The 15,440-nt window shown below is 47.4% G+C and carries 20 protein-coding genes; 8 read left to right on the forward strand and 12 right to left on the reverse strand.

The features are described 5' to 3' along the window. Positions 1-98 precede the first annotated feature (98 nt). From AC3ARB_RS02760 to AC3ARB_RS02780, 5 genes are all read left to right on the forward strand, one after another. A complete protein-coding gene (locus AC3ARB_RS02760; protein WP_488321039.1) occupies positions 99-2,855 on the forward strand; it encodes an SH3 domain-containing protein in 2,757 nt (918 codons plus the stop codon). Between the two features lie 142 nt (positions 2,856-2,997). After that, a complete protein-coding gene (locus tag AC3ARB_RS02765; protein ID WP_488321040.1) occupies positions 2,998-3,846 on the forward strand; it encodes an SAM hydrolase/SAM-dependent halogenase family protein in 849 nt (282 codons plus the stop codon). A gap of 20 nt (positions 3,847-3,866) precedes the next feature. Then, positions 3,867-4,412, forward strand: a complete 546-nt coding sequence (locus AC3ARB_RS02770; RefSeq protein WP_488321041.1) for an ECF-type riboflavin transporter substrate-binding protein — start codon at positions 3,867-3,869, stop codon at positions 4,410-4,412. A gap of 158 nt (positions 4,413-4,570) precedes the next feature. After that, positions 4,571-6,220 carry an ABC transporter ATP-binding protein gene (locus AC3ARB_RS02775; RefSeq protein ID WP_488321042.1) on the forward strand — a complete coding sequence of 550 codons (1,650 nt, stop codon included), beginning with the start codon at positions 4,571-4,573 and terminating at the stop codon, positions 6,218-6,220. After that, positions 6,213-7,046, forward strand: coding sequence for an energy-coupling factor transporter transmembrane component T family protein (locus tag AC3ARB_RS02780; protein WP_488321043.1), 834 nt, complete (start codon positions 6,213-6,215; stop codon positions 7,044-7,046). The genes AC3ARB_RS02775 and AC3ARB_RS02780 overlap by 8 nt, the downstream gene beginning before the upstream one ends. 28 nt (positions 7,047-7,074) lie before the next feature. Here AC3ARB_RS02780 and AC3ARB_RS02785 read toward each other — a convergent pair whose 3' ends face one another. Genes AC3ARB_RS02785 through AC3ARB_RS02825 form a run of 9 tightly spaced genes read right to left on the reverse strand, consistent with a single transcriptional unit; the run spans position 7,075 to position 10,574 of the window. Then, positions 7,075-7,581, reverse strand: a complete 507-nt coding sequence (locus AC3ARB_RS02785) for a DUF3278 domain-containing protein (protein WP_488321044.1) — start codon at positions 7,579-7,581, stop codon at positions 7,075-7,077. Position 7,582: 1 nt separating this feature from the next. Continuing rightward, positions 7,583-7,774: a hypothetical protein gene (locus AC3ARB_RS02790; RefSeq protein WP_488321045.1), complete on the reverse strand. Its 192-nt coding sequence runs from the start codon at positions 7,772-7,774 to the stop codon at positions 7,583-7,585. A 37-nt stretch (positions 7,775-7,811) separates the two neighbouring features. Further along, positions 7,812-8,345 carry a DUF3278 domain-containing protein gene (locus AC3ARB_RS02795; protein ID WP_488321046.1) on the reverse strand — a complete coding sequence of 178 codons (534 nt, stop codon included), beginning with the start codon at positions 8,343-8,345 and terminating at the stop codon, positions 7,812-7,814. 39 nt (positions 8,346-8,384) lie between these two features. After that, a complete protein-coding gene (locus AC3ARB_RS02800; RefSeq protein ID WP_488321047.1) occupies positions 8,385-8,594 on the reverse strand; it encodes a hypothetical protein in 210 nt (69 codons plus the stop codon). Between the two features lie 17 nt (positions 8,595-8,611). Further along, a complete protein-coding gene (locus tag AC3ARB_RS02805; protein WP_488321048.1) occupies positions 8,612-9,130 on the reverse strand; it encodes a DUF3278 domain-containing protein in 519 nt (172 codons plus the stop codon). Positions 9,131-9,141: 11 nt separating this feature from the next. Next, positions 9,142-9,324, reverse strand: coding sequence for a hypothetical protein (locus AC3ARB_RS02810; RefSeq protein ID WP_488321049.1), 183 nt, complete (start codon positions 9,322-9,324; stop codon positions 9,142-9,144). Positions 9,325-9,334: 10 nt separating this feature from the next. Next, a complete protein-coding gene (locus AC3ARB_RS02815) occupies positions 9,335-9,853 on the reverse strand; it encodes a DUF3278 domain-containing protein (RefSeq protein WP_488321050.1) in 519 nt (172 codons plus the stop codon). A gap of 11 nt (positions 9,854-9,864) precedes the next feature. Continuing rightward, complete coding sequence (locus AC3ARB_RS02820; RefSeq protein WP_488321051.1) at positions 9,865-10,365, reverse strand: DUF3278 domain-containing protein; 501 nt, start codon at positions 10,363-10,365, stop codon at positions 9,865-9,867. Between the two features lie 11 nt (positions 10,366-10,376). Next, positions 10,377-10,574 (reverse strand): helix-turn-helix transcriptional regulator, encoded by a 198-nt coding sequence (locus AC3ARB_RS02825; RefSeq protein ID WP_488321052.1) that lies wholly within the window; start codon positions 10,572-10,574, stop codon positions 10,377-10,379. Positions 10,575-10,904: 330 nt separating this feature from the next. On the opposite strand from AC3ARB_RS02825, the gene tig reads away from it, so the two are divergent. After that, a complete protein-coding gene (tig, locus tag AC3ARB_RS02830) occupies positions 10,905-12,188 on the forward strand; it encodes a trigger factor (protein WP_488321053.1) in 1,284 nt (427 codons plus the stop codon). Positions 12,189-12,307: 119 nt separating this feature from the next. On the opposite strand, the gene AC3ARB_RS02835 is transcribed toward tig, so the two are convergent. Genes AC3ARB_RS02835 through AC3ARB_RS02845 form a run of 3 tightly spaced genes read right to left on the reverse strand, consistent with a single transcriptional unit; the run spans position 12,308 to position 14,160 of the window. Beyond that, the gene (locus tag AC3ARB_RS02835; RefSeq protein WP_488321054.1) at positions 12,308-12,931 is read right to left on the reverse strand and encodes a DsbA family protein; all 624 of its coding nucleotides are present in this window, start codon (positions 12,929-12,931) and stop codon (positions 12,308-12,310) included. Between the two features lies 1 nt (position 12,932). Beyond that, positions 12,933-13,340: a nuclear transport factor 2 family protein gene (locus AC3ARB_RS02840; protein ID WP_488321055.1), complete on the reverse strand. Its 408-nt coding sequence runs from the start codon at positions 13,338-13,340 to the stop codon at positions 12,933-12,935. A 4-nt stretch (positions 13,341-13,344) separates the two neighbouring features. Next, positions 13,345-14,160 carry an MBL fold metallo-hydrolase gene (locus AC3ARB_RS02845; RefSeq protein WP_488321056.1) on the reverse strand — a complete coding sequence of 272 codons (816 nt, stop codon included), beginning with the start codon at positions 14,158-14,160 and terminating at the stop codon, positions 13,345-13,347. Positions 14,161-14,321: 161 nt separating this feature from the next. On the opposite strand from AC3ARB_RS02845, the gene AC3ARB_RS02850 reads away from it, so the two are divergent. Both AC3ARB_RS02850 and rpoE read left to right on the forward strand, forming a co-directional pair. Then, positions 14,322-14,660, forward strand: coding sequence for a winged helix-turn-helix transcriptional regulator (locus AC3ARB_RS02850; protein ID WP_488321057.1), 339 nt, complete (start codon positions 14,322-14,324; stop codon positions 14,658-14,660). A gap of 140 nt (positions 14,661-14,800) precedes the next feature. Then, positions 14,801-15,391, forward strand: a complete 591-nt coding sequence (rpoE, locus tag AC3ARB_RS02855; protein ID WP_488321058.1) for a DNA-directed RNA polymerase subunit delta — start codon at positions 14,801-14,803, stop codon at positions 15,389-15,391. The last annotated feature ends 49 nt before the right edge of the window (positions 15,392-15,440 follow it).

The following is a 15,440-nucleotide window of genomic DNA, read 5'->3' on the forward strand; positions in this document are numbered from 1 at the left end:
TTTTTTGAGAAGGTTTACGAATAACTTAGTGGAGAGCCTGAAGATGTGTTTGTAACCATCGTCCAATCATGTTATAATAGACTAAGGAGGACTTTGTTATGAAAAAAACAAGAATCAAAACTTATCTGACTGTCCCAGTTTTTTTAGGGATGTTGCTGGCAACAGGACAGGTGGATGCGGATGAGGTTGCAGCAGCTACTACAGCGTCCACAAATCAAACAACATCTGCGACATCGGAAACGGTGACAGCAACAACAGAAATTGTCCCATCTCAAGGCACCTATACCTTTATTGAAAAAACTGGTGTTAAGAGTGAACCCAATCAAGCTAGCCCTGATTTGGACTTTTACCAACCGGGTGAACAAGCTCATTATGATAAGACTGTTGAAAATGATGACCGTCTCTGGATTAGTTACAATAACAATGGAGGAACCCGCAGTTATGTCGCAGTGAGGGATTTACCAGATTCCCAACAAGCTACCGAGAATCAGAGCCAACCAGCAGAAGCTGAGGCTATTCCGCCTGCTCCGTCGTCTCCAGCAGTGTCCACGCCAACAGCCCCAACAACGACCAGTCTTCCGTCTAGCGGTACCTATACCTTCACAGCTAAGACAGGTGTTAAGAGTGAGCCAAAATTGTCTTCACCTGATCGAGATTTCTATAGCCCCGGTGAGAAGGTTAACTACGATAAAACCGTTGAACAGGACAATCACCTGTGGTTGAGCTACACGAACTTCTCAGGTGGTCGTAGCTATGTGGCTGTTAAATCTCTGACGCCTGCTCCAGTAGTTAGTCAGCCCGCTCCGTCGACTCCAGCAGTGTCCACGCCATCAGCATCACCTGCCACTAGTTTTCCGTCTAGCGGCACCTATACCTTTACGGCTAAGACAGGTGTTAAGAGTGAGCCCAAGTTGTCATCACCTGATCGAGATTTCTATAGTCCAGGTGAGAAGGTTAACTACGATAAAACAATTGAGCAGGACAATCACCTGTGGTTGAGTTACACGAACTTCTCAGGTGGCCGTAGCTATGTGGCTGTTAAATCTCTGACGCCTACTCCAGTAGTTAGTCAGTCTACTCTGTCGACTCCAGCAGTGTCCACGCCATCAGCATCACCTGCCACTAGTTTTCCGTCCAGCGGCACCTATACCTTTACGGCTAAGACAGGTGTTAAGAGTGAGCCCAAGTTGTCTTCACCTGATCGAGATTTCTATAGTCCAGGTGAGAAGGTTATCTACGATAAAACAATTGAGCAGGACAATCACCTGTGGTTGAGTTACACGAACTTCTCAGGTGGTCGTAGCTATGTGGCTGTTAAATCTCTGACGCCTGCTCCAGTAGTTAGTCAGCCCGCTCCGTCGACTCCAGCAGTGTCCACGCCAACAGCCCCAACAACGACCAGCCTTCCGTCTAGCGGTACCTATACCTTTACGGCTAAGACAGGTGTTAAGAGTGAGCCCAAGTTGTCTTCACTCGACCGAGATTTCTATAGTCCAGGTGAGAAGGTTAACTACGATAAAACAATTGAGCAGGACAATCACCTGTGGTTGAGTTACACGAACTTCTCAGGTGGCCGTAGCTATGTGGCTGTTAAATCTCTGACGCCAGCTCCAGTAGTTAGTCAGCCAGCATTGTCCACGCCATCAACATCACCTGCCACTAGTTTTCCGTCCAGCGGCACCTATACCTTTACGGCTAAGACAGGTGTTAAGAGTGAGCCCAAGTTGTCTTCACCCGACCGAGATTTCTATAGCCCCGGTGAGAAAGTTATCTACGATAAAACAATTGAGCAGGACAATCACCTGTGGTTGAGTTACACGAACTTCTCAGGTGGCCGTAGCTATGTGGCTATTAAGGCCTTGTCGCCTGTTGTTGAAGACAAGAGTGATTTGAAGTCAGAAGCGACTAAAAAGTACAATGCTAAGGCGGCTGTCACTGACTATCAAGTCAATAAGCCAACTTTTACGGTAGAAGTGACAGGTCAAGCGGACACCAAATCTGTTTCTCATGTTCGCGTAGCGGTTTGGTCGGAGGATAAGGGACAAGATGACCTCAAATGGTATGAGCCAAAGATTGAAAATAATCAAGCACAGGTGACCGTTGATATCGCTAACCACTCTAATACTGCTGGAACCTATCGTGTTCATGTTTACACAACCTATGCAGACCAGACAACTGCTGGTATAGATTTGGGAGCGTATCAAATCAATCAACCAGTTGGTAAAGGAGCCTCCGCCTCTCAAGGTAACTATGAAGTCTTGACCAAGACCATCTATCTTGATGCAGGCCATGGTGGTAGTGATCCTGGTGCGGTTTACTTTGGAAAAACAGAAAAAGAGTTGAACTTAGCAATCCAAGAGTCACTGATGACGCGGTTGATGAAAGCAGGTTATGAAGTTGTTTTGACACGCTCAGTTGACAATTTTGTGGACTTAATTGACCGCTCAAAACGTGCGAATAATAGCCTTGCTGACCTCTTCTTGAGCATTCATTTCAATGCGGCCCCAAATTCAGAAGCTAAAGGTATTGAAACTTACTATTACAAATATAATGCTTATTACCCACCTCGTATCAATGGTGACTATCATGTGAATGAGGAGCGTCTGAATAGAAGTAAGTTCTTAGCCGAAGCTATCCATAAAGAAACTGTTGGTAATACTGGTGCCTATGATAATGGAGTTCGCCGAGAAACCTTTTCTGTCCTGCGTGAAACTACTGCTCCAGCAGTCCTAGTTGAACTAGGTTACATGTCTAACCAAGCAGAAATGGCTAATATCCGTCAAGCCAGCTACCAAGAAAAACTGGTTGATGGTATCTTCAATGGTATCCAAGCCTATTACCGTCGGTTTACCTAAGCGATTCGTAGAAAAAAAGTTATAGTTTCCAGCTATAACTTTTTCTAGTTATTTGGAGTATAGTCAGCTTTGTTTTTCTATGGTACAATTAAATCTCAGTTTGCTTGTTAAGCAGCTCAGCCTGGACCTAGAAAGGAACTTTATGTCTAATAACTTATTAGTCCTCCAATCAGATTTCGGTCTGGTGGACGGGGCGGTGTCGGCCATGATTGGGGTGGCTCTGCAAGAAGAGCCGACCCTTGGCGTCCATCACCTGACCCATGACATCACGCCTTATAACATTTTTGAGGCTTCTTACCGCCTCTTCCAAACCATTGAGTACTGGCCTGAGGGCACGACCTTTGTGTCGGTGGTTGACCCTGGTGTGGGCTCCAAACGCAAGAGCGTGGTAGCTTTGACCAGTGCCAACCAGTACATTGTGACCCCTGATAATGGAACTCTGTCCTATATCAAGAAGCACGTGGGCATCACCGCTGTCCGAGAGATTTCCGAGGTGGCCAATCGCCGAGCCAACACCGAGCATTCCTATACCTTTCATGGGCGGGATGTCTATGCCTATACGGGTGCCAAACTGGCCAGCGGCCACATCAGCTTCGAGGAAGTGGGGCCAGAGTTGTCGGTTGACGCCATCGTCGAATTGCCAGCCGTAGAGACCGTGCTTGAGGATAATCTGGTTAGGGGTGCGGTGGACATCTTGGATGTTCGTTTCGGTTCCCTCTGGACCTCCATCACCCGTGAGGAGTTTTACAGCCTGACCCCTGAGTTCGGTCAACGGTTTGAGGTGACCATCTACAACAACGACATGCTGGTCTACCAAAACCAGGTCACTTATGGCAAGTCCTTTGCGGACGTGCGGATTGGTCAGCCCATCCTCTACATCAACTCCCTCTACCGAGTGGGACTGGCCATCAACCAAGGCTCCTTTGCCAAGGCTTATAACGTGGGTGTCGGCCCACAATGGCATATTGAAATCAAACGTTTAGAACAATAATAAGACTAGGAGAAAATCTCATGAAAAACAACACCATCAAACACATCGTCGCAACAGGTATCGGTTCAGCACTCTTTGTTATTATTGGTATTTTTATCAATATTCCGATTTTCGCTAACACGTCTATTCAGTTGCAGTATGCGGTACAGGCTCTGTTTGCAACCCTCTTTGGCCCAGTTGTTGGTTTCTTGGTTGGATTTATCGGGCACACGGTGAAGGACTCTATCCAATACGGCAATGTTTACTGGGCTTGGATTCTGGCCTCTGGTGTTCTTGGTTGGGTTATCGGCCACTTCCGTAAACGTTATGATGTGATCACGGGTCAATTTCCACTCAAATCGATCATTGCTTTTAACCTTGTTCAAGTCTTGGCTTCCGTCTTGGCTTACGGTCCAGTGACGACCATCGGTGATAAGATTCTCTACGCTCAAGAATGGTCTTACCTCCTGACTCAGGGAGCTATTGCAGGTCTTTCTAACGTTTTGACCATGGCCATCGGCGGTACCCTCTTGCTCTCAATCTACGCTAAGAGCCGTACCAAGTCAGGTAGTTTGTCAAAAGACTAGTTTTTCATTGAAAAAAGCCGATGACGGCTTTTTTCGCTGGTCTGGCTTGTGGTATAATAAAATGACAGTGGTGGCATATGTGTGACCTATGGGATAGGAGCTGAGCAGCTCTGCCATGTCCCAAAAGACCAGCCCCAAAAGCGAAAAAAGAGGTTTCTATGACAGAAATGATACGATTTGAGGACTTTTCCTTCAAATACGACGCCCAGGCTGAGCCGACCCTCAAGGGCATTAACCTGACTATCGAGGCGGGGGAAAAGGTCCTGATTGTGGGGGCGTCGGGGTCGGGCAAGTCCACCCTGGGTCAATGCCTAAACGGGATTATCCCCAATATTCATAAAGGTGAGAGTAGCGGCCGGCTATTGATTAAGGGGCAGCCAGCTGTTGACCTGTCCATTTATGACAAGTCCAACCTGGTCAGCACGGTCTTGCAGGACACGGATGGTCAGTTCATCGGCCTGACGGTGGCAGAGGACTTGGCCTTTGCCTTGGAAAACGATGTGGTGGCAGTGGCAGATATGCGGGCCAGCGTCCACAAGTGGGCCGACCAGCTGGACTTGATCAGCTTGCTGGACCATCGGCCACAAGACCTATCTGGCGGTCAGAAGCAGCGGGTTAGTCTGGCTGGCGTCCTGATTGATGAGAGCCCGATTCTGCTCTTTGATGAGCCCTTGGCCAACCTGGACCCCAAGTCTGGCCAGGACACCATTGCCCTGATTGACGACATTCATCGCCAGACAGGGGCGACCACCCTCATCATCGAGCATCGCCTGGAGGACGTCCTCTACCGGCCGGTTGACCGATTGGTCCTCCTTCATGAGGGTGCCATCGTTTTCAACGGCTCGCCTGAGGAGGCCCTGGCCACGACCATTCTGGCCGACCACGGCATCCGTGAACCCCTGGACCATAGTGTGGCGCGTCAGCTTGAGGCTGCTGGCTGGACTAAGGGAGTTGGTTCCCTGCCTGTCTTGGGAAATAGCAGAGCTTTTGACCCCAAAACCAAAGAACCCTTGCTCAGTCTGTCCAACTGGCGGTTTGGCTATGAGGCTGCGCGGCCCATTCTCAAGGGCATTGACCTGACGCTCTACAAGGGCGAGCGGGTGGCCATCGTTGGTAAGAACGGGGCGGGCAAGTCCACCCTGGCCAAGAGCCTGAGCCAGTTTGTTCAAGCTGAGGGCCAGATTAGCTACCGTGGTCAGGACATTTCAAGCGATTCGGTCAAGGAACGGTCGGAGCGGATTGGCTATGTTCTGCAGAACCCCAACCAGATGATTAGCCAGACCATGATTTTTGATGAAGTGGCTCTGGGGCTTCGCCTGCGGGGCGTGCCTGAAGAGGAAGTGGCTGAGCGGGTGGAACGGGTTTTAGCAGTCTGTGGCCTGACTCCTTTTCGCAAGTGGCCCATTTCAGCCCTGTCCTATGGTCAGAAGAAGCGGGTGACCATCGCTTCGATTTTGGTCCTCAATCCTGAGATTATCCTCTTGGACGAGCCGACGGCTGGCCAGGACCAGAAGAACTACACGGACATGATGCGGTTCTTGGACGAGCTCAACCAGCTGGGTCACACTATTGTCATGATTACCCATGACATGCAGCTCATGCTGGAATACTCGGACCGCTGTTTGGTTCTGAGTGATGGTCAAGTGATTGCCGATGACAGCCCTGTGGCCGTGCTCAGCCAGCCTGACCTGCTGGAAAAAGCCAACCTCAAGCAGACCAGCTTGTTTGCTTTGGCGGACAAGTTGGGGGTCTCTGCCCAGGACTTGACGGCCTTTTACATTGAACAAGGAGGTGGCTTGCGTGGCTAATTCCAAACTTATCGGTTATCATGAGGGTCAGGGGTTTCTTTATGACCTGTCTGGTGTGGCCAAGTTGCTCTTTTTTATCCTGGTTTCTGTGGCGGCCATGACCACCTATGATACCAGGTTCATTGCCTTTATCGCCTTTGGCTCCCTGGCCCTTTTCAAGCTGGCCAGAATTCGCTTTAAGCAGGTTTCTCTTGTTTTGATGGTGGTAATCACGATTGCCGTATTTAATCTGTCCATGGTTTACCTCTTTGCCCCTGGTTATGGGGAGGAGATTTACGGGACCAAGACCTTGCTCTGGCAGGGCTGGGGTCGCTTTTACCTGACGGCTGAGGAGCTCTTTTACCTGCTCAATCTTTTGCTCAAATATTTTTGCACGGTGCCTCTGGCCATTCTCTTTCTCATGACGACCCATCCCAGTCAGTTTGCCTCCAGCCTCAATCAGGTTGGGGTCTCCTATAAGATTGCCTATGCAGTCAGTCTGACCCTGCGTTACATTCCTGATATTCAGGAAGAATTTGGCATGATCAAGCTGTCTCAGGAAGCTAGGGGACTGGAATTGTCCAAGAAGGCCAAGCTCATGGAGCGAATCAAGGGCAATGTCCAAATCTTGGTGCCCCTGATTTTCAGCTCCTTGGAGCGGATTGACACCGTGTCAACAGCCATGGAGCTCCGCCGTTTCGGCAAGAACAAGACTAGAACCTGGTACACCTATCAAGCCCTGACCAAGAAAGATATCTTGGTTGTCGGCCTTGCGGTAGCCCTTGTCCTCATCACCCTGGCCCTTTTTGTGGTCAATGGCGGTCGGTTTTATAACCCATTTTCATAGCAATCAAAAACAGGCAGAGGCCTGTTTTTTAATCTTTTTTGATGTTGTGCTTGCCGAATCGGTACATGGCATAACCAAACAAGCTACTGATGACAGCGTGAACTAACATATAACGCCAGTCGATTAAGTTGCTCAAAAAGGTCCCTGAGTCAGCCTGCCAGGTCATGAGAACGTGTTGGAAAATGCCGAAGAAAATTCCCATACGGATACACTGTTTTTTCAGCTTAGCCAGCTTGATCGCATACTCGTCCTCTTCAACATCAACCGTGTTTAACTTGAGGCTTTGCAGTTTGTAAAGCAGGTAGCTGTTGCTGAGGAAAAAGACAGCAAAGTTGCTAAAGAGCAGGCCGTAGAAGGCAGCTTCCAAATGCTTGTCTACAAAGAGAATAGCCACAAAGCTGGACAAGAGGTTAAAGGTAAAATTGACGACATAGAGCCGGTTGCCGATGGCGTTGATCTGAGCCTCCCGGTATTCGTCAAGCTCCTCGATGCCGTAAAAGTGTTTGAGGATGGTTTTCCAAAGTGATGGCGTCATCTTAGTCTCCTTTGCGTGTGTTAGCGTAGTGAATAAAGCAGAAGAGGGCTAGCCAGAGCAGGCTCACCAGGAGCTGCCGTGGGGCTAGGGCCAGTTCCCAGAAGGGCTGCTGGTCTAGCAGAGCCGCCATCAGGTTCCTGGCGACATGAAGCGCCAGGGCCAGGAGCAGGGGTGACTTGTAGCGGTTGAGCATGAGTGTCTCCTTTTTTGGAAATAGCCGAGCGGTGAACCTAATCCTCGTCCAGAACCATGATAGTTGAGAGCAGGTGCTTTTTGGTGAAGTGATAAAAGAGGAGGCTAAGCAAGGCAGCCCTGATAAGCTCCTCTGGCCTCATCAACTCAGTCATCAGATGAGGGAACTGCAAGCCTGCCTCCCACAACCCTTGCGTCAGGATTTGGAAGAGAAAGAAAACCCAGGCATTGCGGCGGTGACGTTTGAGGCGTTGGGCTTTGACGGCCTCATAGTCTTGGGCCAGAACCTCGATATTAAGCAGGCCCAGCTTATGGCAGGTCTTGCTCATATAAAGAGTAGTAGCCAGCAGAAGAACCACCTGGCTGAGCAAAAGAACGTGATAGGTCAAGGTCAGGTCAATGGTTCTAAGGATAGGTGCCAAAAAGATGGTTAACAAACTACCCGCAAAGAACATCATAAAGCAGGTGTTGCCGATAGCGTTGACCTGCTGGCGACTGTATTCGTCCAGCACTTCAACCCCGAAGAGGGTGTGGATGAGGCGGTCAAACAGATTGGAATTAGGTTTAGTCATGAGAATCTCCTTTTTTGGGAAAATAGCAGAGCGGTGAAGCTAGTTGGTTTTCTTTTGGCGTCGGGCATCAGCCATGACTAGACCAGTCAGCCAGCCGATAACCCCGACAACCAAGACCCGTCTAGGGTCAGCAAAGATAGCTAGAAAATCACCCCCACGCTCTTGAGCGATGACAAAAGAAATGCAGGTATGCAACCAGATGGCCATAAAAAGACTAGGGTGTTTGAGATGTGACAGTAATTTCATCATGAAAGGCCTCCCTATAACTAGTTGCCTTGACGGAATTGGACAAGAGACTTACTGGCTAATCCAAAGAAGATGCCACAAAGTAGTCCGAAAATCAGATTTTTAGGCTGACTCAACTGGTCCAAGAAAGGTTTGTTGAGGTCGAACAGGTCTAAGAGACAGGAGCAGACATATAGACCTGTGCCAAAAAGGCTCCCAGCTTTTAACCCAAAGTGGCGTAGCTGTTGTTGCTCATTAGGGCTTAACTCTTCCTTGTCGAATTGGGTCAGATGGGAGGTCTTGGACAGGATATAGGCAAAGAGGATAAAGAGCACACTACCTAGGACGATAGGATACCCCCAAGCCACCAGTTTTGGATGACTTTCAGCTAAAAACAGGGCTACTGGATTGCCAAGGAGCAGGCAAACGGTCAAAATCATGAAGCAGTGGTTGCCGATGCGATCAAGTTCATGCTGTTTGTACTCATCCAGAGGACCAACAATACCATAAAAGCGTTTGATGAGTTTGGTTGCCATAGGTTCTTTGATTGGTTTAGTCATGAGAACCTCCTTTACTTGTTCTTGTTTTGATAGGCCATAAAACCAGCCACTAGAAGGGCTGTGATGACTGCTCCGACCAGTTGCTGAAGGGTTAGCAGGTTGGTGATGCTTCCACCTGTTGTCACCTCGATAATGGCCCGAATAGGGGCATAGATGAGCAGAAAAATGACAAGGTTCTTGAAAAAGTTTTTCATGAGAATCCTCCTAGTCGATGATTTTGATTTTGCGGAAGTTATCTCTGAGTTGTACAAAGAATGCGATGATTGATATGATGGCCACCGAGCCTGGCGTTGCAATCTTGAAAAAGACCTCTGGGCTAGTGCCGTCTTCTTGAGGGATACCCATTCTCCACAAGGCTAGGCTTACCAGAACACCTGTGACAGCCACCATTAGGGTCTGCCACAAGGTGCGTTTGAACATGGTTCGCTTGGCGGTTTTGAGCTGGTCTTGTTCAACTTCCAACTTATCCAGTTCCAAGCGTTTGATCAATTTGACTTGACCGTTGAGAGGGATTAGCAGTCCCAGAAAAATCACCCAATCCCAAATATCAATGGCAAATAAGCTGAGTAGGAAGGCGAGGGTCATGCCACTATACAAGAACATAAACATGTGATTCCCGAACGTGTTAATCTCACTCAGGCTGTACTCGTCGAGCTCCCCTTCGATGCGGTAGAATTTGCGGAGGAAGGTCAGGTAAAGGTTGTCGGTGTTTAGTTTTTTCATGAGTTGTCTCCTTAGTCAATGATTTTGATTTTGCGGAAGTTTTTAATGAGCAGGTAGATAAAGCGAAGGCCGACAAAGATAGCCCAGCTACCGAGGGCAATGTCGTGGAAAGTGGACTCAGGTGGCTGATGGGCAGCGGTGAGCCAGAACAGTCCGCCGAGTAAGAGTGCCGTAAAGCTAGTTTGAAGGAGTGTTCGTTTGAGCATGGCCCAGCGAGCTTGTTTGAGTTCGGAACGCTCGGTCTCAATCTTATCCAAACCTAGCCGCTTGGCCATTCTTTTTTGTAAATGCGGTGGCAAGAAGAGAAGAATGAGAAATATCAAACCGCCGGTATCAGCAATATCGAAGAAATAGAACAGAAAACTGATAAAGACGAGTGAATACATAAGCATGTACATGTGATTCCCGAACGTGTTAATCTCGCTCAGGCTGTATTCGTCAAGCTCCCCCTCAATACGGTAGAATTTGCGGAGGAAGGTCAGGTAAAGGTTGTCTGTGTTTAGTTTTTTCATGAGTCGTCTCCTTATAAATGTCTCGTCTCCCAAAAGAGGGTGTTAAGGTCAGTCTCCAAGACTTCTGCCAGCTTGATGCAGAGGTCCAGGGAGGGGTTGTACTTGTCATTTTCGATCAGGTTGATGGTCTGCCTGGCCACCCCGATGGCCTTGGCCAGGGCCAGCTGGGACAGGCCTCGCTCGGTGCGGTAGTCTTTGACGCGGTTCATGCGGCCTCCTTTCGTAGGGTGTCTCGTATATGTGACACATCAGCTTAAAATTTTTTGAGCCTTAGCTCAGCTGTATGTCTCGTATATATGACACCTCTGGGTAAAAAATTTTGGGAGCAGCCTCCCTAGTCACATATATGTTACACTATTAGTATAGCAGATGGGGAAAGGCGTGTCAACTATAAATGACACTTTTTTGAAAAAATTTTTCCAATTTTGGTATTTAAGCTAAAAAATAAAGAAAAACAGCAATATTGACGTAAAATAGTTTCAAAATTCCGCTAAATGTGGTAAACTAAGCTGTATACTATTTTTAAGGAGTTTGACAGCATGTCTACATCATTTGAAAACAAAGCGACTAACCGTGGCGTGGTGACTTTCACCATCAGCCAGGACCAAATCAAGCCAGCTTTGGACAAGGCGTTTAACAAAGTTAAGAAAAACCTCAACATCCCAGGTTTCCGTAAGGGTAAAGTTACTCGTGCCATCTTTAACCAACGTGTGGGTGAAGAGGCTCTCTACGAAGAAGCTTTGAACAGCATCTTGCCAACAGCCTATGAAGCAGCTGTTGCTGAGCTTGGCCTTGAAGTGGTTGCCCAACCAAAAATCGACGTGGTTTCTATGGAAAAAGGTCAGGACTGGACCATCACGGCTGAAGTGGTGACCAAGCCTGAAGTGAAACTTGGCGACTACAAGAACTTGGCAGTAGAAGTTGAGGCTTCTAAAGAAGTGACTGACGAAGAAGTTGACGCTAAGATTGAGCGTGAGCGTCAGAACTTGGCTGAGTTGGTGGTTAAAGAAGCTGCCGCAGAAAACGGCGACACTGTTGTGATCGACTTTGTCGGTTCTGTTGACGGCGTTGAGTTTGACGGCGGTAAGGGTGAGAACTTCTCACTCGGTCTTGGTAGCGGTCAATTCATCCCAGGCTTTGAAGACCAACTGGTTGGTGCCAAGGCTGGCGATACCGTTAACGTTAACGTGACCTTCCCAGAAAACTATCAGGCTGAGCACTTGGCTGGTAAGGCTGCCCTCTTTGTGACAACCGTTCACGAAGTTAAGGCTAAAGAAGTGCCTGCCCTTGACGACGAATTGGCTAAAGACATCGACGAAGAAGTAAACACTCTTGATGAGTTGAAAGCTAAGTACCGCAAGGAATTGGAAACAGCTAAAGAATTGGCCTTTGACGATGCTGTTGAAGCAGCTGCCCTTGAATTGGCTGTTGCCAACGCTGAAATCCTTGAGTTGCCAGAAGAGATGGTTCACGACGAAGTGCACCGTGCCATGAACGAGTTCATGGGCAACATGCAACGCCAAGGCATCTCGCCTGACATGTACTTCCAGTTGACAGGTACAACCCGCGACGACCTCCACAAGCAATTTGAAGGTGACGCTGAGAAACGTACCCGCACTAACTTGGTCATTGAAGCTATCGCTAAGGTTGAAGGCTTTGAAGCAACTGCTGCGGACATCGAAAAAGAAATCACTGACCTGGCAACCGACTACAACATGCCAGTTGAACAGGTGCGTGCTCTCTTGTCTGACGACATGCTCAAGCACGACATCGCCATGAAGAAGGCTGTTGAAGTCATCACCAGCACAGCGACTGTAAAATAAGTCTCTCTAAAAAGCAAGTAGGTTAAGGGCTACTTGCTTTTTTGTTATGCTTTTAAGCTAGTTTTTCTTGCAAAGGCAACCACCAGTTGTGGTTTAATTGGTGGTTGTGTGCTCTATGATTATTGCTTTGTCAAGATGTCTTGGAGACGATTTTCTAAGTCCTGGGCTGTTTGAGCCCCTTGAATCATATTGTAGAACTTACCTTTATGCTCTAAGATTAAGGTCGGATAGGAAGTAACTCCCATCTGGCGTGCAATTGTAAAATCAGGGTGGCTATCTTCTGGTTGATTCAAGACTTCTTCCAACTCTTCCATTAGCGTCAGCGATAAATTGTACTGTCTAAACAAGTTTTCATAAGAGCTGGAATTTGCTAAGTTCAACCCCTGTTCAAAGAATAACTTTTGCAGATCAAAGGCGATAGGCATCAGTTGTTGGGTTGGTAGATGCTCCCGAAAGAAGGTTAAGGCACGGGCAGGGACTAAGGAATCCATAACCCCAACGCCTTCATCAAGTAAATCATTGTAGGCTTGGCCGAAGATCATGTGGTAGTAGGTCTCAATCTTTTGATTGATGGTTTTAGCCACTTGGAAATCTCGCAGAGACCTGACATTATCGCCGCTAAAAAGCCCGCCAGAAATAATTTCTAAGTCAAGTTCGGGGTGCTTGTCCATAAAGGGCAGGAAGATATGATTGAAGCCGTAGCTCCAGCCACAGTAGGCATCCCAGATGTAGTAAAGTTTCATGTTAGTTCTCCTTGGTCATGGTGGCAAGGACAGGGACACTGTCTACAATCTGCTGGAAGTGGCTGACCTTGTCTTGGTCATTGAAACGATAGACATGGACAAAATCAGTCGCAAAAGACTTTTGAGTCATCTTGTAACGCCCACTGTATTGTCCTAGAACCATAACTTGATTATCAGCGTAGGTAAACTCTCGTGGGACTGCCTTAAAGTCTTCCCACTCCGTGCCAAGACGCTTGTGGACATTGTCTAAAACGGCTTCTGGTCCGATATAAGTGCCAGCGTAAGGGAAGCCAACACTCTCTGTCCAGCTGACATCATCAGCCAGGTAGCTGGCAAAGTCTGCTAATTTTCCTTGACCAGTCAGCTCGTAAGTATCGATAAGGAGTTGTTTATAAAGTTCTTTTTTCATTTGTTTACCCCCAAGCCATTTCGCCGGTCACAACCTTAGCACTCAAACCTAGAACGCCTTGGTTTGCATAGTTTGGATAGATAGCTGACATTTTGTCCATAAAAGTAGATGAATCTTTTGCTGTTTCTAGGATTTCTAGACTATTTGCCAAGTAGCTTTCAGTTGCGATGAGGCTGTCCTTGTTGTGGTGTCCCTCTGGATGAGCGTGGCTAGGAATCAACAAGTCAATGTCAAGGCCAGCTAGGCTGTCCAAACGCTTGATCCAGCTCTGCATTTTTTCAGGAGTAGCCGTGTCTGCCAAAAAGACATGGATACCGTCGTTAAAGGTATCAATACCACCGAGGAGCAAAGCGTTGTCTGCTTGGTAAAGGTTAGTGCGGTGGCTATCATCTCCAACCAAATCGAAGGTCAAACCAGCAAAATCAATGCTTTGACCATCAAGAACCTTGGGGAGAACAACATTGGTAGGAGCTTGTTCGCCCAACTGTGGAGACCAGACAGCCAGTTTTTTGCCGACCGTATGGGTGATGTGATCAAAGGTTTCTTGAGTCGCGTAGGCTGTTACCGCTGGGAAAGCTGCTTTAATCGTTTCCAAACCAAAGTAGTAATCAGGGTCACCGTGAAGAAGATAAACTTTTTCCAAATCCAAGTGGTTATCCTTGAGGTAGCGGACAATCTCCTGAGCCATAGCCTGCGTGAAGCCAGCGTTAATCAAGAAGGCCTTGCCGTCTTTTTCCACCAGGGTGCTGGTGATAAAGAAACTTTTATCGTCTGAGTAAAAAACGCTGAGGGTAAAATCCTTTGTGATGAATTGTTTCATGGTGAAACTCCTTTGATTGATTGTTTTTTATAGAGTCCTATTTGACTTTATGGTACAATTATAGACAGATAAATCAGCTTGAACAAGTACGTTTTTTTGATGACGTCACGATTTTTTACTGTCCTAATGGCCAACCACAAGGAAAAAAAGGGGGAAAAATTTTGGCAACTTTTACTAAGCACACCATTCCAGAGTGTCCCTTTGTGACCACTCAAGGGATTTTGTCTGGCAAATGGAGTATTTTGCTCTTACATCACATCGAGAAAGAGCCTGTTCGCTTTAATGAGCTTCAGCGACGGTTGACAGGTATTTCCCATGCGACTTTGACCAAACAACTGAGGCAGCTAGAAGAAGATGGCTTGGTTGTCCGCAAGGTCTATCCAGAGGTTCCTCCAAGGGTAGAATATGAATTGAGCGATATGGGGAGGGAATTTCGAGCTGTCCTTGACCAGATTGAGGCTTTTGGGGAGAAGTACATCGATTTTGTTAAATCGAAATAGGTTTTCTACGATTATCTGAGGACACTAAATGGAGTTTTGTTGTGGTTTGTAGGAAAAACTTTTGACGAAATGGGATTTTTATCGTAAAATAGAGAGTAACGATAAATTTTAGCGAGAGCTAACAAGAAGAGGAGAGCGTCTTGGAATTAGAAGTATTTGCTGGACAAGAAAAAAGTGAATTGTCTATGATTGAAGTGGCCCGTGCCATCTTGGAAACACGTGGACGTGATGAAGAAATGTTTTTTAGCGAACTGGTGAACGCGATTCAAGAATACCTTGGAAAATCAGATGCGGACATTCGTGAGGCCCTGCCTTATTTCTACGCTGACCTTAACACGGACGGTAGTTTCATTCCCCTTGGTGAGAACAAGTGGGGCTTGCGGTCTTGGTATGCCATTGATGAGATTGATGAAGAAATCATCACCTTGGAAGAAAACGATGATGAAGAGGCTCCTAAGCGTCCTAAGCAGCGGGTTAATGCCTTCCTTGGTGACGATGAGGATGCCATCGACTACAACAATGATGACCCAGAAGATGATGCCTTCCGTCGTGATGAGATTGATATGAGTTACGACACCGATGATTCCGACGACGAGGAGTCAGAGGTGGAAAGCTATGATTCAGAACTCAACGAGATTGATATTGACGCCCCTCTGGAGGATGATGATACAGTCTCTTTGGATGATGACGAAGATGATTATTCTGACGAGGAAATTTCAGAGGATAACTAAGACAGAAAAGGCCAGCTGGCGTAGCTGGTCTTTTTGCTTGTTCTCGTTA

Source organism: Streptococcus sp. ZY171113, assembly GCF_057748235.1.